The organism is Streptomyces sp. NPDC001222 (genome assembly GCF_042896945.1).
In the GTDB taxonomy this organism is placed as follows: domain Bacteria; phylum Actinomycetota; class Actinomycetes; order Streptomycetales; family Streptomycetaceae; genus Streptomyces; species Streptomyces gibsoniae.
This window is the reverse complement of the sequence record NZ_JBIAXT010000034.1, coordinates 34,608-57,745: the sequence shown is the minus strand read 5'-3', so window position 1 is coordinate 57,745 and position 23,138 is coordinate 34,608. Positions and strand designations below refer to the sequence as shown.

The 23,138-nt window shown below is 70.8% G+C and carries 22 protein-coding genes; 14 read left to right on the top strand and 8 right to left on the bottom strand.

Features of this window, described 5'->3' with window-relative positions:
• Positions 1-149 precede the first annotated feature (149 nt).
• Genes ACFY2Z_RS33520 through ACFY2Z_RS33510 form a run of 3 tightly spaced genes read left to right on the top strand, consistent with a single transcriptional unit; the run spans position 150 to position 6,142 of the window.
• A complete protein-coding gene (locus ACFY2Z_RS33520; protein ID WP_390747818.1) occupies positions 150-3,203 on the top strand; it encodes an FAD-binding and (Fe-S)-binding domain-containing protein in 3,054 nt (1,017 codons plus the stop codon).
• Positions 3,204-3,233: 30 nt separating this feature from the next.
• A complete protein-coding gene (locus ACFY2Z_RS33515; protein ID WP_390747817.1) occupies positions 3,234-5,036 on the top strand; it encodes a thiamine pyrophosphate-requiring protein in 1,803 nt (600 codons plus the stop codon).
• Complete coding sequence (locus ACFY2Z_RS33510; RefSeq protein WP_390747816.1) at positions 5,033-6,142, top strand: enolase C-terminal domain-like protein; 1,110 nt, start codon at positions 5,033-5,035, stop codon at positions 6,140-6,142. Before ACFY2Z_RS33515 ends, ACFY2Z_RS33510 begins: the two co-directional genes overlap by 4 nt.
• Before the next feature lie 53 nt (positions 6,143-6,195).
• Here the strand turns inward: ACFY2Z_RS33510 and ACFY2Z_RS33505 are convergent, their stop codons facing one another.
• The 4 genes from ACFY2Z_RS33505 to ACFY2Z_RS33490 form a co-directional block, all read right to left on the bottom strand.
• Entirely contained in the window at positions 6,196-6,975 is a 780-nt protein-coding gene (locus tag ACFY2Z_RS33505; RefSeq protein ID WP_390747815.1) for an Fpg/Nei family DNA glycosylase, read from the bottom strand.
• Positions 6,976-7,072: 97 nt separating this feature from the next.
• Positions 7,073-8,257: an ArgE/DapE family deacylase gene (locus ACFY2Z_RS33500; RefSeq protein WP_390747814.1), complete on the bottom strand. Its 1,185-nt coding sequence runs from the start codon at positions 8,255-8,257 to the stop codon at positions 7,073-7,075.
• A gap of 85 nt (positions 8,258-8,342) precedes the next feature.
• Positions 8,343-8,684, bottom strand: a complete 342-nt coding sequence (locus ACFY2Z_RS33495) for a LysE family transporter (RefSeq protein WP_390747845.1) — start codon at positions 8,682-8,684, stop codon at positions 8,343-8,345.
• A gap of 276 nt (positions 8,685-8,960) precedes the next feature.
• Positions 8,961-9,767 (bottom strand): inositol monophosphatase family protein, encoded by an 807-nt coding sequence (locus ACFY2Z_RS33490; RefSeq protein WP_390747813.1) that lies wholly within the window; start codon positions 9,765-9,767, stop codon positions 8,961-8,963.
• 475 nt (positions 9,768-10,242) lie between these two features.
• On the opposite strand from ACFY2Z_RS33490, the gene ACFY2Z_RS33485 reads away from it, so the two are divergent.
• The 4 genes from ACFY2Z_RS33485 to ACFY2Z_RS33470 all read left to right on the top strand — a co-directional run bounded on the left by ACFY2Z_RS33485 (position 10,243) and on the right by ACFY2Z_RS33470 (position 13,236).
• Positions 10,243-10,386 (top strand): hypothetical protein, encoded by a 144-nt coding sequence (locus ACFY2Z_RS33485; RefSeq protein ID WP_390747812.1) that lies wholly within the window; start codon positions 10,243-10,245, stop codon positions 10,384-10,386.
• A 147-nt stretch (positions 10,387-10,533) separates the two neighbouring features.
• Positions 10,534-11,271, top strand: a complete 738-nt coding sequence (locus ACFY2Z_RS33480) for a glucose 1-dehydrogenase (protein ID WP_390747811.1) — start codon at positions 10,534-10,536, stop codon at positions 11,269-11,271.
• Positions 11,272-11,352: 81 nt separating this feature from the next.
• Positions 11,353-11,922 carry a TetR/AcrR family transcriptional regulator gene (locus ACFY2Z_RS33475; protein WP_390747810.1) on the top strand — a complete coding sequence of 190 codons (570 nt, stop codon included), beginning with the start codon at positions 11,353-11,355 and terminating at the stop codon, positions 11,920-11,922.
• A 321-nt stretch (positions 11,923-12,243) separates the two neighbouring features.
• Positions 12,244-13,236: a phospholipase D-like domain-containing protein gene (locus ACFY2Z_RS33470; RefSeq protein ID WP_390747809.1), complete on the top strand. Its 993-nt coding sequence runs from the start codon at positions 12,244-12,246 to the stop codon at positions 13,234-13,236.
• Positions 13,237-13,268: 32 nt separating this feature from the next.
• Here the strand turns inward: ACFY2Z_RS33470 and ACFY2Z_RS33465 are convergent, their stop codons facing one another.
• Positions 13,269-13,619, bottom strand: a complete 351-nt coding sequence (locus ACFY2Z_RS33465; protein ID WP_390747808.1) for a DUF1330 domain-containing protein — start codon at positions 13,617-13,619, stop codon at positions 13,269-13,271.
• 182 nt (positions 13,620-13,801) lie between these two features.
• On the opposite strand from ACFY2Z_RS33465, the gene ACFY2Z_RS33460 reads away from it, so the two are divergent.
• Positions 13,802-14,344 carry an AAA family ATPase gene (locus ACFY2Z_RS33460; RefSeq protein ID WP_390747807.1) on the top strand — a complete coding sequence of 181 codons (543 nt, stop codon included), beginning with the start codon at positions 13,802-13,804 and terminating at the stop codon, positions 14,342-14,344.
• 360 nt (positions 14,345-14,704) lie between these two features.
• Here the strand turns inward: ACFY2Z_RS33460 and ACFY2Z_RS33455 are convergent, their stop codons facing one another.
• The gene (locus ACFY2Z_RS33455; RefSeq protein ID WP_390747806.1) at positions 14,705-15,649 is read right to left on the bottom strand and encodes a GNAT family N-acetyltransferase; all 945 of its coding nucleotides are present in this window, start codon (positions 15,647-15,649) and stop codon (positions 14,705-14,707) included.
• 588 nt (positions 15,650-16,237) lie between these two features.
• On the opposite strand from ACFY2Z_RS33455, the gene ACFY2Z_RS33450 reads away from it, so the two are divergent.
• Positions 16,238-17,005, top strand: a complete 768-nt coding sequence (locus ACFY2Z_RS33450; RefSeq protein WP_390747842.1) for a GNAT family N-acetyltransferase — start codon at positions 16,238-16,240, stop codon at positions 17,003-17,005.
• Positions 17,006-17,098: 93 nt separating this feature from the next.
• Here ACFY2Z_RS33450 and ACFY2Z_RS33445 read toward each other — a convergent pair whose 3' ends face one another.
• Positions 17,099-17,980, bottom strand: a complete 882-nt coding sequence (locus tag ACFY2Z_RS33445) for a polysaccharide deacetylase family protein (RefSeq protein WP_390747805.1) — start codon at positions 17,978-17,980, stop codon at positions 17,099-17,101.
• Between the two features lie 310 nt (positions 17,981-18,290).
• Here ACFY2Z_RS33445 and ACFY2Z_RS33440 point away from each other — a divergent pair, with 310 nt between their 5' ends.
• The 3 genes from ACFY2Z_RS33440 (at position 18,291) to ACFY2Z_RS33430 (ending at position 20,180) form a co-directional block, all read left to right on the top strand.
• A complete protein-coding gene (locus tag ACFY2Z_RS33440) occupies positions 18,291-18,635 on the top strand; it encodes a cupin domain-containing protein (RefSeq protein ID WP_390747804.1) in 345 nt (114 codons plus the stop codon).
• A gap of 185 nt (positions 18,636-18,820) precedes the next feature.
• Positions 18,821-19,618, top strand: coding sequence for a polysaccharide deacetylase family protein (locus tag ACFY2Z_RS33435; RefSeq protein ID WP_390747803.1), 798 nt, complete (start codon positions 18,821-18,823; stop codon positions 19,616-19,618).
• A 148-nt stretch (positions 19,619-19,766) separates the two neighbouring features.
• Positions 19,767-20,180, top strand: coding sequence for an SRPBCC family protein (locus ACFY2Z_RS33430; protein ID WP_390747802.1), 414 nt, complete (start codon positions 19,767-19,769; stop codon positions 20,178-20,180).
• Between the two features lie 89 nt (positions 20,181-20,269).
• On the opposite strand, the gene ACFY2Z_RS33425 is transcribed toward ACFY2Z_RS33430, so the two are convergent.
• Positions 20,270-20,524, bottom strand: coding sequence for a hypothetical protein (locus ACFY2Z_RS33425; RefSeq protein ID WP_390747801.1), 255 nt, complete (start codon positions 20,522-20,524; stop codon positions 20,270-20,272).
• A gap of 192 nt (positions 20,525-20,716) precedes the next feature.
• Between ACFY2Z_RS33425 and ACFY2Z_RS33420 the strand changes: the two genes are divergently transcribed.
• A complete protein-coding gene (locus ACFY2Z_RS33420) occupies positions 20,717-21,775 on the top strand; it encodes a medium chain dehydrogenase/reductase family protein (protein ID WP_390747800.1) in 1,059 nt (352 codons plus the stop codon).
• Positions 21,776-22,119: 344 nt separating this feature from the next.
• The gene (locus ACFY2Z_RS33415; RefSeq protein ID WP_390747799.1) at positions 22,120-22,896 is read left to right on the top strand and encodes a hypothetical protein; all 777 of its coding nucleotides are present in this window, start codon (positions 22,120-22,122) and stop codon (positions 22,894-22,896) included.
• Positions 22,897-23,138 lie beyond the last annotated feature (242 nt).

The following is a 23,138-nucleotide window of genomic DNA, read 5'->3' as shown; positions in this document are numbered from 1 at the left end:
CCATGGGCGCCCCCATCGTCACGGAGAAGCCGGTCGATTTCACCCGTCCGGCCGAATGACGAGGTCCGTTCAGGACCAATGCCTCGGCGATGAAGGGGTACCCGGTGGCCCGTACCGGACGAAGGCCCGCACCAGCCCGGAGGCCGACCATGAGCAAACCCGTCCTCGGAGAGCCCCTCGACGCCCTGGTCAGGGCGCTGCGCACGGAAGCCGATGCCGAGGTCCGCTTCGACTCCGGCAGCAGGGGTGCCTACTCCACCGACGGGTCGAACTACCGCCAGGTCCCCCTCGGCGTGGTCGTACCCCGCACCGTCGAGGCCGGTGCCCGCGCGGTGGCGGTGTGTGCCCGTTTCGACGCGCCCGTGCTGTCGCGCGGAGGAGGCACGAGCCTCGCCGGTCAGACGACGAACGCGGCCGTGGTGATCGACTGGACCAAGTACTGTCATGCCCTGGTCGCGGTCGATCCCGACGCTCGTACCTGTGTGGTGGAGCCGGGCATCGTCCTGGACGAACTCAACCGGCGGTTGTCGGACCACCGTCTGCAGTTCGGTCCGAAGCCCTCCACCCACAGCCACTGCGCGCTGGGCGGCATGATCGGCAACAACTCGTGCGGGGCGTCCGCGCAGGCGTACGGCAAGACCGTGGACAACGTACGGCGCCTGGAGGTGCTCACCTACGACGGTCTGCGCATGTGGGTGGGCCCCACCTCCCCGGCGGAGCGGGCCCGCATCGCGGCCGAGGGCGGCCGGCGGGCCGAGATCTACGACGGTCTGGACCGCATAGCCTCCACCTACCTGGCGGACATCCGGCGGGGCTATCCCAAGATCCCGCGCCGGGTGTCCGGCTACAACCTCGACTCGCTGCTCCCGGAGAACGGCTTCGACGTCGCCAGAGCCCTGGTCGGCAGCGAGGGCACCCTCGTCACCGTGCTGCGGGCCGAACTCGAACTCGTCCCCGTGCCACGCAACCAGTCGCTGCTGGTCCTCGGCTACGACGACATCTGCCGTGCCGCCGACGACGTGCCCCGTGTGCTGGAGCACTGCTCCCCCAGCCAGCTGGAGGCGCTGGACGGGCGGATGGCGCAGCTGATGCGCGAGGAGCACGCCTATCTCGACTCGCTGAGCGCCCTGCCCGAGGGCGACAGCTGGCTGCTCGTGCAGTTCTCCGGTGACAGCCAGGAGGACGTCGACGAGCGGGCGCACGCGCTGGTCAAGGCCCTCGGCCGGGCCGAGCGGGACGCCTCGGTCGCCTTCTCCGACAACCCCGCGCGCGAGGAGAAGATGCTGCGGGCCCGGGAGGCGGGGCTCGGCGTGACCGCGCGCCCGCCGGACGACCGGGAGACCTGGGAAGGCTGGGAGGACTCCGCCGTCCCGCCCGAGCGCCTCGGTGACTATCTCCGTGATCTGAAGCGGCTGTTCGAGGAGTTCGACTACGACCATCCTTCCCTCTACGGCCACTTCGGGCAGGGGTGCGTGCACACACGGATCCCGTTCGGGATGACCACGGCGCAGGGGGTCGCGGACTTCCGCCGCTTCCTGGAACGCGCCGCCGACCTCGTCGCCTCCTACGACGGCTCGCTGTCCGGCGAGCACGGCGACGGCCAGGCCCGGGGCGAACTGCTGACCCGGATGTTCGGTGAACGGCTGGTGGCCGCCTTCGGCGAGCTCAAAGCCCTGTTCGATCCGGGCAATCGGATGAACCCGGGCAAGGCCGTGAACCCAAATCCCGTCGACGGGCAGCTGCGGCTGGGGGCCGCCTGGCGGCCGGCGACCCACGACACCCACTTCGGTTATCCCGAGGACGACCGCTCCTTCACGCGGGCGGTGCTGCGCTGCGTGGGCATCGGCAACTGCCGTACCCACGAGGGCGGGGTGATGTGTCCCTCGTACCGAGCCACCCAGGAGGAGGAGCACTCCACCCGTGGTCGTGCCCGGCTGCTGTTCGAGATGCTCGACGGGCACCCCGACTCGGCGGTCACCGACGGCTGGCGCTCGACGGAGGTCCGCGACGCCCTCGATCTGTGCCTGGCCTGCAAGGGCTGCAAGTCGGACTGTCCGACGGGCGTGGACATGGCCACGTACAAGGCGGAGTTCCTCGCCCACCACTACGCCGGGCGGCTGCGCCCCGCTGCACACTACTCGATGGGCTGGCTGCCGGTGTGGGCCCAACTGGCAAGTCATGCACCGTCCTTGGTGAACGGCGCGCTGCACACTCCGCTGCTCGGCCGGGCCGGGCAATGGATGGCCGGGGTGGACACCGCACGCAGGCCACCGGTGTTCGCCGCGACGTCCTTCGTACGGTGGTGGCGCGGCCGGCGCGCCGAGCAGCCGGACCCGTCGGATCCGGCGACCGTGGTCGTCTGGCCGGACACCTTCAGCAACTTCTTCCATCCGTCGGTGGCGCTCTCGGCCGTACGGGTCCTGGAGGACGCGGGATTCCGCGTCGCCGTACCGACCACGCCCGTATGCTGCGGTCTGACCTGGATCTCGACCGGGCAACTGGCCATCGCCAAGGGGGTGTTGCGGCGCACTCTCGGTGTCCTGCGTCCGTACCTGGATGCGGGCACGCCCGTCATCGGCCTGGAGCCCTCCTGTACGGCCGTCTTCCGCTCCGACGCACCCGAGTTGCTTCCGGACGACGAGGACGTACGACGGCTGTCCGGGCAGGTGCGCACGTTCGCGGAGCAGCTCGTCCACCATGCCCCCGACGACTGGCGGCCCCCACAGCTGGCCCGGCAGGCGACCGTGCAGACCCACTGCCACCAGCACGCGGTCCTGAAGTCCGAGGCCGACCGCGAACTCATGCGCCGCGCCCACCTGGACGCCGACGTCCTCGCCGAGGGGTGCTGCGGACTGGCCGGCAACTTCGGCTTCGAACGCGGCCACCACGAGGTGTCGCTGGCGGTCGGGGAGCTCGGAGTCCTGCCCTCCGTCCGCAGTGCCGCCCCCGACTCCCTGGTGCTGGCCGACGGGTTCAGCTGCCGTACCCAGATCGAACAGGGCGGCACCGGACGGCGCGCCCTGCACCTGGCCGAAGCCCTCGCCCTCGGTCTGAAGGGCCCCCTGCCGAGTGATCGGCCCGAACGTCTGGCCCGACGGCCGGAACCACCCTCCCGTACGGCCCGCTGGGCCACCACCGCACTCGCGGCGACAGCGGCGGCAGCGGTGGGCCGGAGGGCTCTGCGGCATTCACGCCACCCGTAGTCGCACGCCACGTGCGGAAAGGATCAGAACATGTCGACGAAGGTATCCGACTACATTCTCCAGCGACTGCGCGAGTGGGATGTGGAGCACGTCTTCGCCTACCCCGGAGACGGCATCAACGGTCTCCTCGCGGCGTGGGGACGGGCGGAGAACAAGCCCCGGTTCATCCAGTCGCGCCACGAGGAGATGTCCGCCTTCGAGGCCGTCGGCTACGCCAAGTTCTCCGGCCGTGTCGGCGTCTGCGCGGCCACCTCCGGGCCCGGCGCCATCCATCTCCTCAACGGCCTGTACGACGCCAAGCTCGACCATGTGCCCGTGGTCGCGATCGTGGGGCAGACCAACCGCAGCGCCATGGGCGGCTCGTACCAGCAGGAAGTCGATCTCCTCAGCCTGTACAAGGACGTCGCCTCGGACTTCTGTGAGATGGTCACCGTCCCCGAACAACTGCCGAACGTGCTCGACCGGGCCCTGCGCACCGCCGTCGCGCGGCGTTCGGTGACCGCCGTGATCGTCCCCGCCGACGTACAGGAACTCGACTACTCACCGCCCGAGCACGCCTTCAAGATGGTGCCCTCCAGCCTCGGTCTGCCGCACTACGCGCCGGTCCCGGACGACGACGACCTGCAACGGGCCGCCGACGTGCTCAACTCCGGCAAGAAGACCGCCATACTGATCGGGCAGGGTGCGCGGGCGGCCCGGACGGAGGTGACCGCGGTCGCCGAGCGGCTCGGCGCCGGTGTCGCGAAGGCCCTGCTGGGCAAGGACGCCCTGGACGACGACCTGCCCTATGTGACGGGCGCGATCGGCCTGTTGGGCACCCGGCCGTCGTACGAGATGATGCGCGACTGCGACACCCTGCTCGTCATCGGCTCGTCCTTCCCCTACACGCAGTTCCTGCCGGAGTTCGGCAAGGCTCGGGCCGTGCAGATCGACATCGATCCGCACATGGTCGGCCTGCGCTATCCCTTCGAGGTCAATCTCGTCGGCGACGCCACCCGGACCCTGCGCCGGCTGCTGCCGCTGCTGGAGCAGGCCGAGAATCCCACCTGGCGCAAGAAGATCGAGGACGACGTCGCACGCTGGTGGAAGGTCATGGAACGGCGGGCCGCCGTCACCGCCGACCCGATCAACCCCGAGCACGTCGCCCACGCGCTGAACGGCGTACTGCCGGAGAACGTGGTCCTGAGCTCGGACTCCGGGTCGGCCGCCAACTGGTACGCCCGTCATCTGAAGCTGCGCGGCGCCATGCGCGGCTCGCTGTCGGGCACCCTCGCCACCATGGGGCCGGGTGTCCCCTACGCCATCGGCGCCAAGTTCGCCCACGGCGACCGGCCGGCCATCGCGCTGGTGGGCGACGGCGCGATGCAGATGAACGGCATGGCCGAGCTGATCACGGTCGCCAAGTACTGGCAGGACTGGGAGGACCCGCGCCTGATCGTCGCCGTCTTCAACAACCGGGACCTGAACCAGGTCACCTGGGAGATGCGGGCCATGGAAGGAGCCCCGCAGTTCCTGCCGTCGCAGTCGATTCCCGATGTCGCCTACGCCGACTTCGCCCGCTCGCTCGGCCTGACGGGCATGCGCATCGAGAAGCCGGACGACGTGGCGGGCGCCTGGCGGACCGCGCTTGCCGCCGAGCGGCCGTGCGTGCTCGACTTCGTGACCGATCCCGCCGTACCGCCCATCCCGCCGCACGCCACCCTCGACCAGATCGAGGCCGCCGCGGCCTCCGTCCTCAAGGGCGACAGCGACCGTGCGGCCATGGTCCGCCAGGGCTTCAAGGCCAAGGTCCAGGAGTTCCTGCCGCACCGCCACCACGTGGGACAGCGATGACCGGTGAGCAGGTCGTGGAGCGGGTGGACAGCGCCGTCTACACCGTGCCCACGGACGCCCCCGAGGCGGACGGCACTCTCGCCTGGGACAGCACCACGCTCGTCCTGGCCACCGTCCGCAGCGGGGACATCACCGGACTCGGCTACACCTACGCCCCGGCGGCGACCGCACGTGTCATCGACGACCTGCTCGCCGACGTGGTCACCGGCACCGCCGCCTTCGACGTCCCGCGTATGAACGAGGCCATGCAACGCGCCGTACGCAACGCCGGCTTGCCCGGTGTCGCGGCCCAGGCGATCTCCGCCGTCGACATCGCCCTCTGGGACGCCAAGGCACGCCTGCTCGGCCTCCCCCTCGCCCGGCTCCTGGGCGCGGCCCGCGACGACGTGCCCGTCTATGGCAGCGGTGGCTTCACCACCTACGACGACCAGCGGCAGGACCGGCAACTGCGCGGCTGGGTCGAGGACGAGGGCATCCCCCGAGTCAAGATCAAGATCGGTGAGTCCTGGGGCCGGTGCGAGACACGGGACCGTCGGCGCGCGGCCCGAGCCCGCGCGAGCATCGGCGAGGCGGCCGAGTTGTACGTGGACGCCAACGGCGCCTACGGCGCCAAGCAGGCCCTGCGCATGGCCGCCGCGTTCGACGACGAGGGCGTCACCTGGTTCGAGGAGCCTGTCTCCTCGGACCGTCTCGGTTCCCTCGCCGCGATCCGCAGCCGCGTCATGGCGGACGTCACGGCCGGGGAGTACGGCTACACGCTGCCCTACTTCCGGTCCATGCTCGCCGCGGATGCCGTCGACTGTCTCCAGGCCGACGTCACCCGCTGCGGCGGCATCACCGTCTGGCTGCGCGTCGCCGCGCTGGCGCTGAGCCACGGCCTGGAGATCTCCGGACACTGCGCCCCGCAGGCACACGCCCATGCGGCTGCCTCGGTGCCGAACCTGCGGCACCTGGAGTGGTTCCACGACCACGTCCGCATCGAACGCCTCCTCTTCGACGGCGCCCTGGATCCTCACGGGGGTGCCCTGCGCATAGGCCATGACGCCGCACCCGGACTGGGCCTGAGCCTCGACGCCGAGCGGGCACGTCCCTTCAGAACCGGCTGACAGCACGATCGCCCGCCCGGACGGCACCTGCGGAACGGCGGACGCCCGGTCGTTCAGGTCTGGCAATCGGGGCACCAGACCGTACGGCGTCCGCCCATCCGGCTGGAGCACAGGGACCGACGGCACCGGGGACACAGCGGGTCGCTGTCGTCCCTGCGCCCGGTGAGCCAGGAGCGTCGCGGTGGCACGCACCCGGCACGCACGGACGTCTCCAGGACGCGGCCCATCCTCGTATGGATACGCCGCAGCGCCGTCTCGCTCAGGTTCCGCGCCGGAGTCCGCGGGTGGACGTGAGCCCGCCAGAGGATCTCGTCGCACAGGAGATTCCCGAGACCCGCGATCACGGACTGGTCCATCAGGGCGCTCTTCACGGCACCTCGACGCCCCGACAGCAGTTCCCGGAACTCCGGTCCGCTCACGGTCGAGGCGTCGGGGCCCAGTCGGCCGGTGATCCGTGCGACCTCGGCGTCATCGGCCAACTGCACGCCCTGCAGCTTGCGTTGATCGCGGTAGCGCAGATGACGAGTGTGGTCGAGTGTCAGCACGATGCGGTCGTGCGGGGCGATCGGGTCGTCCGGGGCACAGCACAGCAGTGCTCCTGTCATACCGAAGTGGCAGACCAGGGTGAGGCCGCCGTCCGTCGGCACGAACAACCACTTTCCGTGGCGCCACGCCTCCCCGAGACGCCTGCCCTTCAGTTCCCTCCGCAGCCGTCGCACGGTGACACCCCGCAGAACCCCGGCGTCCCGCACCTCGACGTCCGTGATGCACCGGCGCCGGCCGCAGGCCATGAGCACCTCGCGGAATCCTTCGACATCCGGCAGTTCGGGCATGAGTGCTTCCCGGTCTCCCGTCGTGCGGCACACGTCCATCGCACCCCGCCACAGCGCTGATCGCATCCGGAACCAAGGATCCGTACCGGCCGCGGGTTCAGGAACAGAAGTCGGCGACGGTGGCGGTGAGAATCGCGGTGAGGCGGTCCAGGGAGCCGAGGTCGACATACTCGGTCGCCGCATGCGCGCCCGCGCCGTCGACGCCGAAGAGCAGACAGGGGATGCCGGCCCGGTCCAGGAGAGCGCAGTCGGTCCAGAAGGGCTCGGCGCGCACCGTGGGCGAGCGGCCCAGGACCTGCTCGGCACGGCGGGTGAGGGTGCGGACGACGAGTGCCTCCGGGTCGGCTTCGAAGGGGTCGCGGTGCAGGCCCCGGGTGAGCCGGTACCGGAAGTCGGGAAGCGTCTCGGCAAGACGGTCGAGTACGAGGGTCAGCTCCCGCTCGACACTGTCCGCGCTCTCGCCGGGAACGGTGCGACGCTCCAGGGTGATACGGCAGTGCGCCGGGTAGGTGGAGGGTTCCTCGCCGCCGTGGATGAGGGAGGCGTGTACGGTGCCGGTGCCCAGGCGGGGGTGCGCCGGGCCCTGCGCGAGGCGCTGTCCCAGTGCTTCCAGAGCGACGAGGAAGTGTCCCGCTCTGGTGATGGCGTCGATGCCGAGTTCGGGGCGCGAGCCGTGCGCCGCACGCCCTTCGATCTCCACGTCGAACCAGGCGAAGCCCTTGTGGGCGAGGGTGACTTCGAGATGGCTCGGCTCGGTGACGATCGCCGCGTCGGCCGTGAAGCGCTCCAGCACTTCCTCGGTGCCCGCGCTTGCGTGTTCCTCGTCGGCGACACAGGCGAGGATGACATCGCCGCGCAGGGATGTGCGGGCGGTGGCGCGGGCGGCTGCGGCCATCATGGCCGCGATACCGCCCTTCATGTCGAAGGTGCCGCGGCCGTACATCCTGCCGTCACGGATCTGTGGGTCGAGCGGATCGCCGTCGTAGCCCAGGAGGCCGACCGTGTCGAGATGGCCGTTGATCATGAGGGACCGGCCGCCACCGGTGCCGCGGGCGATCGCGACGAGCGAGGGCCGGCCGGGGCGCTTCTCCAGGCGGTGGACCTCGAAGCCGCGGGCGCCCAGCCATGCGCCGCAGAAGTCGGCGATGTGGGACTCGCCCGCCCCGCCGGGAACGAGGTCCGGGTTCACCGAGTCGATGGAGATCAGTCTGGCCAGCAGGCGGGCGGGGTCCGTGTCCAGGGGGTCGGGCACCGCTGGCGTCGAGGGGGTCTCAGGGAGCATGGGGGCCTTCCGGAGTGCTGATGAGTGATGGTCATCGAAAAGTCCGGACGATGTCCGCGGGCACGCCGAATTCGAGCGAGGTCCGTCAGGGGCTGCCACCGGCGGTCACGAGCGCGAGGCCGAAGCCGATCAGTACGACGCCCGTCGTGCGCTCGAACGCACGGCGGGTGCGCGGGCCTTCGAGGACGCGCCGGGCCTTGGACAGCAGAAGCGCATAGCCGCCCAGCCAGACGACGGTCAGGGTGGTGTGCAGGAGGACCAGGAGCAGCAGCTCCCGCCACGGCCGCGGTGGGTGGAGCGCCTCCTCCGCCCACCGCCGCCACCCTCTCGGAGCGTTCCCGGCACGGCCGGTGATGCCCTGTGCCACCCCGAATCGGATCGCGTCCCGTTCCTGCGCGCTGAGGCCGTGCGCGCCGTCCGGCCCCAAGTCCCACTCGTGCTCATCGGCCGGCCTTGGTGACGGGCGCGGCCCGATCGGCGGCGTCTGGTACGAGGACAACCAGGGCGTGTTTCGAAAGCAGCGTCGTCCGCCCGAAGGGCGGGGCCCGCGGCGTCCGGTGCGGCGCATCGCAAGGCGGAGGGTCGTCCGCGTACTGGGCGTACGCGCACGACCCCGACAACGCGGCGAGGTGCCGTACCTGGGGGCACCTCCCAGCCGCCAGGCTGGGGGAGTCGCGGGCCAGACGGGACATTCGAAAACGCCCTAAAGCTGCTGCTCCTGGCTGTGGATCATCGACATCAGCTGTCCGTGGGTCTCGGCGTCGGCGGCCGCGACCAGTCCGCGGCCCTCCGGTCCGAGCGGAGCGCCGTCGATCCCCGTCACCGTACAGCCGGCGGCCCTGCACAGCGCGATGCCCGCGGCGAAGTGCACGCTCGCACTGAGGTCGCCGCCGTCGGTGACGTACGCGGCGCGCTTGCCCGCCGCCACCCACGCCAACGCCAGTGTGGTGGAGACGACTCGTGGCCGGAACCGGTCCACGAACGCGCGGTGGGCCAGCAGGTCCACGGCCCGGAATCCGGGAGCGTTCGGGAAGGGCGGATCCAGGTTGACGTCCACCAACCGGGTGGCGGGGGTGGGGGCCAGCCGGACATCGGCCCCGTCCTGCCGTCCCCAGGCCGTCGCACCGTCGGTGCAGAAGACGTCGCCACTGAACGGGTCGGCCACCGCCGCCGCCCCGTCGCGCAGCGCCACGTTGACGGCCACCAGCATGCTGCCCACGCCGTAGTTCAGCGTGCCGCACAGGGGATCCACCATCCACTGGCGTACGGCGTCGGAGGCGCCCTGCCGGCCGCTCTCCTCCCCGAGCACCCCGTCATCGGGCCGAGCGGCACGGATGACGTCGAGGATCTGCCGCTCGGCCTCCACGTCGGCGGCGGTGGCGAAGTCCCCGGCGCCCTTGTCGATGCGAGTCAGCCGACGACCGTACATGCCGCGCACCACATCGGCCCCGGCGCATGCGGCGGCTATCGCGACGCCCATGTCATCAAGGCCCTCAAGCGAGTTGATCACAACGTGCAGCGTATCGGCGGATGACAGGGGCCGAAGGAGTCACCTTCAAGCCTCGGTCGGCGGGTTGCCCAGTTCATCGATGAGCCGGCGGTACGTCTCGAACGCCGCCTTGGGGCTGTAGTCGTCACGCAGGAGGCCGAAGCGGTGGAAGAGGTGGAGGGACATCTCACCGCTGTGGTACGCGACCGCCCCCCGGCAGCTGCCCGGTGGAGGCCGTTCGCGACGACCTTCTCGCCGCCCTGCGACGGAACGAACCCATGCTCGGACTCCACCCCGGCGCACTCAGGTTCTGGCAGGTCATTCATGACAGCCCCGCGCTGCGCGCACGGGAACGCGAGATCGGCGAACATGCCGAGGCCGCCTTGACGGCCGCCCTGGCGGAACATCCGCCGGGCAGCGCCGGCACGCCGGGGCCGCCGACCCGGCGTTGCCCGCGCTCATGGCGGGCGCCGTCGCCGGAACGCACCGGGCAGCCGTGCGTGAGCTCCGACGACGCATCATGTCCGCCGAGTCGCCCGAGCACGCCCGCGACGCGGTCGCCTCGGCGGCACTCCAGGCGTTCGACGTGCTGTGTTCCGAACTCCACGCGACCTCCGCAGCCGCCGAACACACGTCGTGAAGCCCCACGGCTCCGCAGCGCCCGAACACACGTCGCGGCCGTCCGGTTGATCGTCCGTATCGCGTTCGGCGAAACATGCCGTGCAAGAGCATCGGCGTCAGTACGTTCGGATGTCCCAGATCAACTTCTCGTCGACGAGGAGGGACTGTGCTGAAAGGTACGACTGCCGTGGTCACGGGTGGATCCCGGGGTATCGGCCGGGCGATCGTCGAGCGTCTGTGCCGCGACGGAGCGGACGTGGTCTTCAACTACGCCACCAGCGATGAAGCCGCGGCCGAGGTCGTCCGCGTCGTAGAGACGGCCGGCGGCAAGGTGCGGGCGCTGCGCGTCGATCTGAGGGAGCCGGACGGGCCCGATCAGCTCATGCAAGCCGCCCAGGCACATCTCGGCGGCCTGGACATCCTGGTGAACAACGCGGCGATGCCGTTCACCCCTGCCCCGCTCGCCCACACCGACGCGGAGGTGTTCGACAGTGTGATGACGGTCAACGCGAGATCGGTGTTCCTGACGATGCGTCATGCCGCCAGAGTGATGCGGGACAACGGCCGGATCGTGAACATCTCCTCCCTGAACACCGTGCGCCCCGCCGCGGGCATCGCGCCGTACGCGGCCAGCAAGGGCGCGATCGAGCAGCTCACCGCGGTCGCCGCCCGGGAGCTCGGGCCACGCGGCATCACGGTCAACACCGTCTCGCCCGGGGCGACCGACACCGAGCTGCTGCATGGAACGAATCCTCCGCAGGCCCTTCAGACGGTCGTCGACATGACCCCTCTCGGCCGACTGGGACAGCCGTCCGACGTGGCCGATGTCGTCGCATTTCTCGTCGGCCCGGACGGCCGCTGGATCACCGGTCAGAACCTGCGGGCGACGGGCGGACTGGGCTGAGCCCGGCCTCGGCCCTTCCTCCTCATTTGCCTAAAGATTTTAGGTAAATGCATAATGAGTGCCGCGAACAGGAGGAGAGCCATGGTTCGAGCAGGGCTGACCACCGAACGTCTGACTCGGGCCGGGGCAGAGCTGGCCGACGAGGTCGGCTTCGACCAGGTGACCGTCTCGGCGCTCGCCCGCCGATTCGATGTCAAGGTCGCGAGCCTGTACTCCCACGTGAAGAGCTCTCACGACCTCAAGACCAGGATCGCCCTGCTCGCGCTGGAGGAACTCGCCGACCGAGTCGCCGACGCCCTCGCCGGACGTGCCGGCAAGGACGCACTCGCGGCGTTCGCCGACGCCTACCGCGACTACGCCCGGCAGCACCCGGGCCGCTACGACGCCGCCCGCTTCAGTCTCGACCCCGAGACGGCGGCCGCCAGCGCCGGCGTCAGGCATGCGCAGATGACGCGGGCGATCCTCCGGGGCTACGACCTGACGGAGCCGGACCAGACGCACGCGGTCCGGATGCTCGGCAGCGTCTTTCACGGCTACGTCAGCCTGGAGCTGAGCGGAGGCTTCAGCCACACCGCCGTCGACCCGCAGGAGTCCTGGTCCTGGATCGTGGATTCCCTCGACGCCCTGCTGCGCAGCCGGAACTCGGCCTGACGGCCGACACCGTACCGCGCCAAGTGCCTCCCGGCACTGCCCGGTTCACCGAGCCGCCCGCGTAGGACAAGGCCCTCGACGGCCGTGAGCTCCACGGCGGGGCGGACAGCTCCCAGAGCGGCGGATACGAAGCCTTTGCCGGTTCTGGGGAATCACTCGAACCGCCTCCCATCTGCGCGACGTCCGCTATGCCCGCTCCTCCGGTTCATCGGTCATGCCGCGTTCACCGCATCGCCCTTCCTCACAGGTCTACGCGCGTGGTGTCATGCACGCGCTCACCACCCCCTCCCCGGTGAGCGTCCCCATGACGAGGAGTCACGCATGCTGTCGAAGGTTCTGGGACGTGCAGGCGTCGCCCTGGCGGCCGGTGCCGTCGCACTCGCCACCGCCGTCCCCGCGAACGCCGCCGAGTACTCCGCCTTCGCGTTCTCGCAGAGCGGGAGCCAGCCCACCGTCTACGACTTCATCAACTCGGCCACCAGCTCGCTCGACATGACGATGTACGAGCTCGAGGACACCACGGCCGTCAACGACCTCATAGCCCTGAAGAACAAGGGCGTCACCGTACGGGTCGTCCTGGACCGCCAGCACCAGAGCGCCAACGGCTCGGCGTACAACTCCCTCAAGAACGCAGGCGTGGGAGTGGTGTGGTCGCCGTCCGCGTTCGTCTACACCCACCAGAAGACCATCACGGTGGACCACGCCAAGTCCCTGATCCTGACCGGCAACCTCACCTCCCAGTACTACACGACCAGCCGTGACTACGGGGTGTTCGACGACGACAGCCGGGACGTCGCCTCGATCGAGAAGGTCTTCAACGCGGACTACGCCGGCACCTCCGTCACCCCGACCGACGGCGACCATCTGCTCTGGTCCCCCACCGACTCCCGCAGCCGCCTGCTGTCCGTGATCAACGGCGCCACCAAGAAGCTCGACGTGGAGGAGCTGGAACTCAGCGACAGCACCGTCGTCAACGCCATCGTGGCGCGGGCGAAGGCGGGCGTGGCCGTACGGGTGGTCCTGGAGTCCCCGTCCAGTTACTCCAGCGAGGTCTCCGCGATCAAGGCGGCGGGCGGCACCGTAGCGGGGTACTCCGACCCCAACGGCTTCTACATCCACGCCAAGGCGATGGTCGCGGACTACGGTCTCTCCACCCAGCAGGTGGAGGCGGGTTCCATGAACATCAGCAGCAACTCGCTGAGCAGCAACCGGGAGTTGGGCCTCATTCTCACGGGCACCGGGGTGGCCGAGGCCGTGGCCACCACCGTCGAGACCACGTTCAACAGCGACTACGCGGGCGGCACTCGCGCGTGACGCGGTACCGGTGACCCGGAAGCCCGTCGAGATCACCGCTCGGCGGGCACGGCCTCCCGTACGGACTTCGCGGTGACGGCCGGGTCGTACCCCTCCGGAACACCGCCGACCAGGACGATGTCGCCCCCGATGTGCCGTGAGCGCAGGGGGGCGATCTCCTGGTACGCCGGGGAGCCCCACCAGGCTCGCGCCTCGGCGATTCCCGGGAAGCCGATCACCACGACATGCCCGGGCCAGCTGCCCTCCTTCACCTCGTGCTCCGTCCCATGGACGAGGAAACGGCCGCCGTACGGCTCGAAGGTGGCGGTGATGCGCTCGATGTACTCGGCGATCTCGGGGTGCGGGGCGGCCTCCCGAAGGTGCGCGATGGCGTAGGCAGACATGATGTCCTCCCGGTCGTTTGGTCGGTCTCCGTACGCCGACGATCGTGGCACGCGGTCGTGCCCGGGTCGATGACCTCTCAGGTAAGGGCGACCGGCGCAGAGTACGAGCGGGCGGGCCGCCCCGACATCCGGCCCAGGTCCGGTACGACGGCTCGACGGCGAAAGCCCCTAGCGTGTACGGGATGACGACCAACTCCCCTCCCACACAGCTCGTGATCCTTCGGGGCAACAGCGCGTCCGGCAAGAGTTCGGTGGCCGCCGGTCTGCGAGCGCGATACGGGCGCGGCATCGCGCTGGTCAGCCAGGACACCCTGCGCCGCGACGTGCTGCGTGAACGCGACGTCCCCGGCGGAGCGAACATCGGCCTCATCGACCTGACGGTCCGCCACGCCCTGGAGCACGGCTTCCACACCGTCCTTGAAGGCATGCTGTACGTCGCCCACTACGGCGTGATGCTCGCCGGGCTGCTGGCCGACCATCCCGGCCGTACCCACTGCTTCTACCTGGACGTCCCCTTCGAGGAGACCCTGCTCCGGCATGCCACGAAGCCGATCGCCCACGAGGTCGGCGAGGGTCAACTGCGCTCGTGGTACCGGCCGTTGGATCTGCCGCCCGGCGCTGTCGAAGCCGTGGTCCCCGCCGCCAGCGGCTTGTCCGACACGATCGACCTGGTGATGCGGACCGCCGGTCTGACGCCCCAGGCGACGCCACCGGCCGTCCGCTGAAGGCCGCGAGTCTCGCCCCGGTCCGCTGTCGTGCCGGCCGCTGTCGTCTGTCTCTGCCGTGAGGGCCCGTCGGTGTCTGGGCCGTGAGGGCCGTCGGCGCTTCCCGCGAGGCGCTGACCCCTTCGGCCTCCCGCCTCGTGCAGCCGGTCCCGCTCGTTCAGGGCCCGGATGTTCCCGGTCTGGTCTTCCGGACGTCGGCCGCGGCTTCTTCGAGCAGAGCCGCCAGGGACAGTACGTACATTCGCTCCCCCGTAGCGTCGAGCACCAGGCACTCCAACGGGCCTTCACCGCAGCCCCGTTGAGCACGACAGCCGCTTCGCCGCCTGCGCAGTCGCCGGGGAACCCTTCGGCCGTCACCCCTCACGTCCAGGTCATGTTGATCTCCCGTCCGAAGTTGACGTATCCGGCCCGCCGGAACGCGTCGGCCATCGGTACGTTGCCGAGGTCCGTGGCCGCTCGGACACGGGGGACGCCCTGCCGGGCGAGGATGCGGGTGCCCTCGGCGAGGATGTCGTCGATGTGGCCGTTGCCGCGGTGCTCGGGGAGCACGGCGAGGTAGGCGATGATCGGGTTGTACCCGTTGTGCGCCGGGACGACGAAGCCCACCGGTTCCCCGTCGGGCAGCACCGCGATGCGCCACCAGTGCCTGGGGCTGGTGTAGCGCGCGAGTTCTTCCTCGTAGTGCCGGGTGGCCGCTGCGCGGGGAGACATCTCGGTCAGGTCGTGACGGCTGTGTGCGTCCAGGGTGCCGTCCAGGACCCGGGTCATGAGGTCCTGGAGTTCGGCACCGTCACGAGGACTCCGGAAGGCCAGACGTCCGCTGGGCTCGGGAATCGGGGTTCCCGGACGCCATTCGAGGCGGAGCCGCTCGACGAACAGTGTGGCGCCGGTGCGCTCCAGGACGGTCATACGGTCCTGGACGACGCGTCTTGTGTCATCCCTGTCGCGCCAGTCGGGCGGGGTCGCGCGGCCGTACTCGGGCGTCGGTGATCCGCTCGGGAGGGTGGCGGACATGGCGGTGCGCAGGAGCCGCACACCGATCTCCACCCGGTCGGCGGCGGGGAGGCCGTCGTCGACATCCAGGATGTCCAGGAGGACCGGCGTGGCGTCTCCCGGCCGGCTCCACCAGGCCACCCTGGCGAGCAGCCGGTCACCGTGCAGGGCCAACCACATCCAGCCCGGCCGGCGCCGGCCCTGGACGAGGTCGTCCGCCAGTTCCTCGTTGAGGAAGTACGGCAGTTGAGAGAAGAGGTCGAGTTCTTCGCGTCCGGTGATCGGACGCGTGGTCAGGGTGTTGAGTTCCACGGTCGAGACACTCTCCGGTGAAGGGCGCCCGTCCGCTCCGGGGTCAGACGCGGTGCGCGCCCCGGGCGGAGGCAAGCGCGGTGATCTGGGCGGTCATCAGCTTGCCCCTCCTCTCGTCGTCCTGGTCCTGCGGCCACGGCGCCGCGGATCCAGGGATCAGAGCTATCCGACAACGGCGCCTGCGGGCAATCCCTTTTCCGCCGCCAGGACCCCGAGGATGCCGAGGGCTCTGTTGTCAGCGCCGTCGACCATCGCCGTGGGTTTCGAGGTTGCTCTCCGCCCGTGCCGTGTGGGACGGTTCACGGGTTCTCAACAGGTGCGCACGAAGTCGGCGAAGGACTGAAGCCATTGATCCCGGCGTCCCCCAGCGGCCGCCGTCGGCACTGAGCCGTCTGCCCCGAGGCAGCGAACTCAGGTGCCGCTCGCATCTCCTCACGGCGGCCCCACGAAGCGGTGCCCTCGCACCGCCCTCGCCTCTCTCCGCAGAGGTGGTTCCCGGCTGCGGCCCGGCCGACAGCCCGCGCGAGATCCCGATCCGCTCATGCGGTGGGAACGCGTTTCGCCTGCCATCTACGTGAGGTCATCACCGTGGACACCGACGTCCAGAGCTTTGCCGTCGCCAATCTGCGCCGCCGCCCCCTGGCGGTCGAGATCGGCGGATTCGTCGCCGGATTCGATCCCGCGACAACCAGCCCCTACCTCAACTACGCGACCCCTGTGCCCGGCGCCCGGCCGACCGGCGGCGATGTGACCGCGCTGATCGCGGCGTTCCGCGAACGCGGCCTCAAGCCCCGGTTGGAGTTCGCCCCGGACGCCGCACCTGCGGTGGAACCGGCGCTGCGCAACGCGGGGTTCGCCACGGAGGCGGTGCACGAGTACATGGCCTGCACTCCCACCACCCTGATGTCGCCGCCCCTCGGCGAACGGTCGGCGGCCACCCCTGGCGTGGAGACCCCGCACACCGACGAGGACTACGCGGCGATCGACGCCGCGCTCTCCGAGGCGTTCGCGGGTGTCTTCGCCTCGTCCCCGGAGGGAGCGGCCCGGCTGCGGCGCACCCAGGACAACGGCGGGGCCGTCCGGTTCGTCCGGGCTCCCGACGGCGGATGCGCCGGAGCGGCCTCCTGCTCGGCTCCGGCGGTCGGCACCTCGGAGCTGGCGGGCGTGGGGACCCGCCCTGCCTACCGCGGGCGGGGCATCGCCGCCTCGGTCACGGCCGCGCTGAGCGAGGCCGTGTTCGCCCGAGGAGCGCGATCGGTGTGGCTGGAATACTCGGGCGAGGGATCGCGCCGGGTCTACGAACGCGTCGGCTTCCGGCCTCGGGGCACGCGTCTGTACCTGGCACTCGAAGGATGACGTGGAACGTGCGACGTCGACCGGGCAGGCCTCGGCCGGTCACGGTCGACGTGGCACGCACGGCGGAGTCCGCCGTCTGACTCACGGCGGACGTCAGGCCAACGCGTCCGAGAGGCGGACGAAGGTGTGGCCGGTGGCCAGCAGGTGGGGGACGGCGGCGGCGATCCCCCGGGCGGTGCCGCCCTTCGGGTGGTTCATATGGCACAGGACGATGGATCCGTCGTGAGCGGCCCCGACGGTGGTGTGGACCTGTTCCGGGGTGAAGGTGGCGCCCCCGTCACCGTTGACGGAAAAGCTGACGAAGCGCTCTTCGAAGTCGGTCACGATCCGTGCCGCGACGTCGTCGCAGTACGCGGTGCCGGACCGGAAGAAGCGCGGCGGAGCGCCCAGCAGCCCGGTCAGCCTGGCCTGGTTTCCCGCGATCTCGTCGTACACCTCGGCGGCGTTGCGCGTGCCGGGGATGCCGTAGGCGGAGCGACCGGTCACCGACAGCGGGCGGTGCCGGGTGCCGTGGTTGGCGATCTCGAACAGCGGGTCGGCCGCCAGCTGGTGGAAGACCGACGGGTTGGCGTCGATCCAGCGGGAGTTGAGAAAGAGGGTGGCCGGTACCTTCCGCTCGCGGAGGAAGTCGATCAGTGCCCGGTCGTAGCCGCTGCCGCCGGGTCCGCCGCAGGCGTCGAAGGTCAGCGCGATGGCGCGTTTGCCGGTGGGGAGCGCGTGCACCACTCCGGGCGCCTCGAAGCCCCAGGTGTGGGGTACGGCGTGGCCGTATCGGGCGACGATCTCCGCGCGGGTGACCGCGGGTGCCGTCGCCGACGGGCGGGAGGAGGGGGTGCCCGTGGCGGGCGCGGTGGGGGTGGTGGGTGAGCCGGACGCGGGACTCGTGGCCCCGGATGTGCTCTTGCTCGGGCCCGAGCAGCCCGCGAGCGCGCTTCCCGCCAGGGCGGCCAGCAGGGCCCGGCGCCTGGGTGTCATCCACTCCCCCACTTGGTAGAAGGCCGATCGACGGGAACCGACACCCGCCTCGGCAACCGTACGGTGTGGACGGGCCGCGACCGGGAAGGGGACGGACAAGAGATCACCAACGATCCTTTGTGGATCATTTGCTGAGCCCCGCGCCCGCCCTGGAGCGGACCTCTTCTCCCCGTGCCACCAGGCCAGTTGCCCCGCTGGAACGCAAACCCGACCACGGGTTCAGATGGCAGGCGATGTGTCCGCCGATCGGGGCCGACAGGCGACACAGTGTCGGCGGATGAGCCGTGCAGGGCCCCGCTAGGGTCGCGCCATGACCCAAAGCTTCGTAGTGCACATCCCCGACGCAGACCTCGAACCGGAGCCGCTCGAGCCGGCGCAGATCGTGTCCGGTACGCCGGAGGTGACCGGCAAGGTGATCTGGGAGTCGGAGGACGGCCGACAGGTGCGGGGCATCTGGCAGATCACACCCGGCGTCGTGACCGACACCGAGGTGAACGAACTGTTCGTGGTGATCAGCGGTTCCGCGACGATCGATGTCGAGGCCGGCCCCACGCTCCACGTCGGGCCGGGCGACATGGCGGTGCTGCGCGAGGGCGACCGTACGACCTGGACGGTGCACGAGACGCTCCGCAAGGCGTACGCGATCAGCCTCTGAACGGCGGTGACTTCGCGCGCTCGCCGCCTGGACCGATGCGCCCGATGTGTCCCTGTTTCACCCTTTGCCTGTCCCTGAATCCCCGCGGAATTGTCCGTGATCCGTAACGGACGGATCCCCCGGCCGTCCTGCTCCGTCCTGACGGGTGCACGCAACCCACGGAGACGGCAAGGAACGGGACTGACATGGTGAGGCGCGGAGGACAGGGATGGTACGGCCGGATGCTCGCGGCGGCGGTCGGGGTGACGGCGGTGGCCGCCGCAACGTCGGTGTGGACCGCGCAGGCCGGGCCCGTCGAGCGTCCAGGGACCCACGGGAGCGCCTCGGTCCCCTCCTCCTCCGCTCCCGGCACCCACTCCCAGAGCCGAGCGGGTGCGCCGGTCTCCGCGGTCATAGCCCACGCCTCGGACCACGGTGCCCGAGGCGTCAACATCACCATCGATGACGGACCGGACCCCGTCTGGACGCCTCAGGTGCTGCAGGTACTGCGGGACAACGGCGTGAAGGCCACGTTCTGCATGGTGGGAACGCAGGCCCAGGCCCACCCGGACCTCGTCAAGGCGGTCGTGGCCGCCGGGCACCGGCTGTGCGACCACACGGTGTCGCACGACACCACCATGGACAAGAAGCCCGAGGCCTACCAGGCGCAGGAGATCCTCAACGCCGAACGCATGATCACCAAGGCGTCCGGGGGCGTGCGGCCGATGTACTACCGGGCCCCGGGCGGGGCGTTCACCCCGTACAGCCGTCAGCTCGCCGCCTCCCACGGAATGCGCCCGCTGGGCTGGAACGTCGACTCCAAGGACTTCGAGCGCCCCGGCACGGACGCCGTCGTCACCACCGTCCAGCGCGAGATCGCCAACGGCCCGACCGTCCTCTTCCACGACGCGGGCGGGGACCGCTCCCAGACCGTGGCCGCCCTGCGCGAGGTCCTGCCGTGGCTGAAGCAGCAGGGGTACTCCTTCGGCTTCCCCGTGCACTGAGCACGGCTCGACCGGCGGCACGAGCCCCGCGGGGCGGCCGCGGGGCCTCGGCCGCTCGACGACCCCTCGCCCGAACTTCGAAGGCCGCAAAACGGGCACCCGTCCCTGTGTACGCCACGTGTACACCGCCGAGGCGAGGAGGGACCCGATGACCGAGTACGAACGTTCGCGCACCATGGCGGCGCTGCCCGAGCACGTCTTCGACCAGGCCGCCAGCGTCGACCAGCTGAACGGCTGGCTGCCGAGCGCACTGCACGTGCACCCCGAGACCCCGCCTGCCGTCACCGTGCACGACGATCACACCGAGCAGGACATGTCGGCGCTGCTCAGCCCCCGCCCGGAGCAGATGCGGATCGAGTGGGGCACCCGTGACGAGGGCTCCTACTCCGGGTGGCTCCAGGTCGCCGGCATCGGCAGCGGGGCGAGCGAGGTGACCGTGCACCTGTCGTTCTTCGACGATCGCCATGACCCCGGCGAGCGGCCGGTGACCGAAGCGCTCGACAGCAGTCTCCGGCGCCTGGAGGACCTGGTACGGCTGCGCACCGAGAACGCGTCCGGCTGAGCCGCCGGACCGGGCCGACAGCACCCGCACTGCGGGCGACGGGCTCAGCGAGGTGAACTCGGCTCGGTTGTCAGTGGGTTGAGCTTGCGTCACTTGGCATGAGTGATCAACTCCGGGTGAGCGACCAGCACCTTGAAACCGTCGTCCGCCGCGCCCGGCAGACCGATCTGGAGGGGCTGGTCGCGTGCAGCAACGCCCTGTTCGCCGAGGACGCGGACACCAGGGATCCGAGCATCCACGTGGGCCGGCCGCGCGACTTCGGGCCCGCACGCTTCGCCGCCGCCATGGACGACCCCAGCAGACTCCTGCTCGTGGCGGACCGTGGCGAACAGGTCGTCGGGCACCTGATGGGGACCTTGACGGAGCGGCGGCCCGCCTGGGCCGCATTCCCGGGGCGGCGGCGGTTGACAGCCCCAAGGTGTGAGTGGTTAATTACTCATACACGGAACGCCATACCAAGAAGGCCGCCGTGGCGAGTGAGCGACCAATCACTCACCCTCTCGGACACTCAGCCCATTCCACCTAGGAGCCCAGCCATGCAGACCACCGAGATGGTCCTTCCCTCCATCGGCGAGCCCGAGTCCCTCCAGGTACGCGTGCGGCAGCTGCCCGAGCCGGGGCCCGGTCAGGCGGTGGTCCGCGTGGAGGCCAGTGGTGTCACCTTCGCCGAACAGCAGATGCGGCGCGGCAAGTACTACGACATGCCCGCCTTCCCCTTCGTGCCGGGCTACGACCTCGTCGGCGTCGTGGCGGCGCTGGGCGCTCCGGTTCCGGGCGAGCCCCGGCCGGCGGTCGGGCAGCGGGTCGCCGCGCTGACGAAGACCGGCGGCTGGGCGGACCATGTACTGCTCGACGCCGCCGACCTCGTGCCCGTCCCCGACGGTGTGGCCGCCGCCGACGCGGAGACCCTGGTCACCAACGGCGCCACCGCCTGGCGCATGCTGCACCGCACCGCGAAGGTGAAGCGCGGCGACACCGTCGTCGTCCACGGCGCCAACGGCGGCGTGGGCAGCGTCCTGGTGCAGCTGGCCCGCGCGGGCGGCATCCATGTGATCGGCACCGCCTCGGCCCGTAACCAGGAAGCCGTCCGCGCCCTGGGCGCCGTCCCCGTGGACTACCGCGGCGACATCCCCGCCCGGGTCCGCGAACTGGCCCCCGACGGCGTGGCCGCCGTCTTCGACCACGTCGGTGGTGAGGGCATCAAGGACTCCTGGCGCATGCTCGCCCCCGGCGGCACGCTCGTGTCCTACGGCAGCGCCTCGACCCGCGACCAGGCCGGCAACGGCACCGTCACCGTCCTCAAGCTCGTCGCCCAGCTCGCGCTGTGGAACCTTCTGCCCAACCGTCGCGGCGCCCACTTCTTCAACCTGTGGGCGGGCAAGAGCCGGCGTCCCCAGCACTACCGCACTCAGCTGCGCGACGACCTGGCCCAGGTCTTCTCACTCCTGCACAGCGGAGCCATCACCGCGCGGATCGACCGGGTCTATCCGCTGGAGCAGGCCGCCGAGGCACTCCGGTACGCCGAATCCGGGCAGGTCGTCGGCAAGGTCGTCATCGCCCCGGGCACCGGACTCGGCAGCGGCCCTGCCCGATGACGTGCCCGCCCGTCCGGGCCGGCCACGTGAAGAGATCGGACCTGACCGATCGTCGGGGCGCGCGGGCCCAGCACCGTGCCCCGACGATCGACGGGTGGTGCCGATGCCACCGGAGAGCACCCCCGAGAGCCCGCCGACATGGTGATTCGGCGTGGCGATCGGGGTGAGGCCGATCGGGTTACTTTTCAGTCTGGAGGCACTCGGAGGGAGTACGGTCTCGCTCCCTTGCCGTGTCGTGCAGGCCTGCGGGGCGGGGGTCGGGTTGAGGGTAATCACGTTGCTGCTGCGGTCCCGCTGTGCCGGCGTGGTGCCGGCCTTCGCGGCGGCGGCGAAAGGACGACCTCATGCGAGTGACCCGGACCATGTTCGCCTCCGCGGCAGTTGCCGCGGCCGTCGCGTTTTCCGCTCCCGCCGCGCACGCCGTGTCGCTGGCCGGGCATCGGGTCGCGGACGGCGGTACCTCCTACGCCACCCACGAGCACGACCCCGACGGCGACCACCAGCACGGCAGGCACCACGAAGAGGGCGAGGACGCCCAGGACGAGTCGCAGGGCGGACCCGAGGCCGACAGCGACGCCCCGGCCCTGGGCGGCGCCGAGGACGGCGACTCCGAGCACGGCGAGCACAGCGAGCACGGCGAGCACGGCGAGCACGGCGGCCGCCACCACGAGGAAGGCCGGCCGGAAGCCGGGCAGCAGGCCCACCAGGCACCTCGCGGCGGCGTCCACGCCGGCGGCGGCTTCCTCGCCCTGACCAGGGACCACCACGGCGACCACCACGAGGGCCGCCACGAAGCCCGCGAGGAAGGCCAGGACGAGGGCCAGGAGGACGCCCAGGGCGGCCCCCAGGCCGACGCCCAGGACGGCGCAACCGACCAGGACGCGCAGGCCGGCGGCGACACCGCCGGTGCCGGCGAGGACAACGCCTCCGGCAACGAGGGCCACGGCGCCCGCCCCCACGAGGACGCCCGCCAGGCGCCCCGCGGCGGCGTCCACGCCGGCGGCGGCTTCCTCGCCCAGTCCACCAGCACCAGCGGCCTGGCCGCAGGATCGATCCTGCTCCTCGGCGGCCTCGGAGCGGGCGCCTTCATGCTCCGCCGCCGCGGCACCGCGGGAATCTGACCGGCTCACCCCCGCCGGCACTCATGCGGCCGCGGGCACTGTCGCTCCACGACAAGCGACAGTGCCCGCGGCTTCCGCCGTGCCGGGCTGTACGGGCCGACCACGCCGGGCAGGACTCGGCGCGCCGCCGTCCCGCACGCCTGGGCGTGTTTCGAAATTCCCGCCTGGCCCGCGGCGTCTGGTACGGCACCTCGCCGCGTTGTCGGGATCGTCCGCGTACGCCCAAGTACGCGGACGACCCT

What these genes read in the sequence shown, in the direction of transcription:
- ACFY2Z_RS33520 (WP_390747818.1), top strand. Translation starts at nt 150, where the DNA reads ATGAGCAAACCCGTCCTCGGAGAGCCCCTCGACGCCCTGGTCAGGGCG.
- ACFY2Z_RS33515 (WP_390747817.1), top strand. Translation starts at nt 3,234, where the DNA reads ATGTCGACGAAGGTATCCGACTACATTCTCCAGCGACTGCGCGAGTGG.
- ACFY2Z_RS33510 (WP_390747816.1), top strand. Translation starts at nt 5,033, where the DNA reads ATGACCGGTGAGCAGGTCGTGGAGCGGGTGGACAGCGCCGTCTACACC.
- ACFY2Z_RS33505 (WP_390747815.1), bottom strand. Translation starts at nt 6,975, where the DNA reads ATGCCCGAACTGCCGGATGTCGAAGGATTCCGCGAGGTGCTCATGGCC.
- ACFY2Z_RS33500 (WP_390747814.1), bottom strand. Translation starts at nt 8,257, where the DNA reads ATGCTCCCTGAGACCCCCTCGACGCCAGCGGTGCCCGACCCCCTGGAC.
- ACFY2Z_RS33475 (WP_390747810.1), top strand. Translation starts at nt 11,353, where the DNA reads ATGGTTCGAGCAGGGCTGACCACCGAACGTCTGACTCGGGCCGGGGCA.
- ACFY2Z_RS33470 (WP_390747809.1), top strand. Translation starts at nt 12,244, where the DNA reads ATGCTGTCGAAGGTTCTGGGACGTGCAGGCGTCGCCCTGGCGGCCGGT.
- ACFY2Z_RS33465 (WP_390747808.1), bottom strand. Translation starts at nt 13,619, where the DNA reads ATGTCTGCCTACGCCATCGCGCACCTTCGGGAGGCCGCCCCGCACCCC.
- ACFY2Z_RS33460 (WP_390747807.1), top strand. Translation starts at nt 13,802, where the DNA reads ATGACGACCAACTCCCCTCCCACACAGCTCGTGATCCTTCGGGGCAAC.
- ACFY2Z_RS33445 (WP_390747805.1), bottom strand. Translation starts at nt 17,980, where the DNA reads ATGACACCCAGGCGCCGGGCCCTGCTGGCCGCCCTGGCGGGAAGCGCG.
- ACFY2Z_RS33440 (WP_390747804.1), top strand. Translation starts at nt 18,291, where the DNA reads ATGACCCAAAGCTTCGTAGTGCACATCCCCGACGCAGACCTCGAACCG.
- ACFY2Z_RS33435 (WP_390747803.1), top strand. Translation starts at nt 18,821, where the DNA reads ATGGTGAGGCGCGGAGGACAGGGATGGTACGGCCGGATGCTCGCGGCG.
- ACFY2Z_RS33430 (WP_390747802.1), top strand. Translation starts at nt 19,767, where the DNA reads ATGACCGAGTACGAACGTTCGCGCACCATGGCGGCGCTGCCCGAGCAC.
- ACFY2Z_RS33420 (WP_390747800.1), top strand. Translation starts at nt 20,717, where the DNA reads ATGCAGACCACCGAGATGGTCCTTCCCTCCATCGGCGAGCCCGAGTCC.
- ACFY2Z_RS33415 (WP_390747799.1), top strand. Translation starts at nt 22,120, where the DNA reads ATGCGAGTGACCCGGACCATGTTCGCCTCCGCGGCAGTTGCCGCGGCC.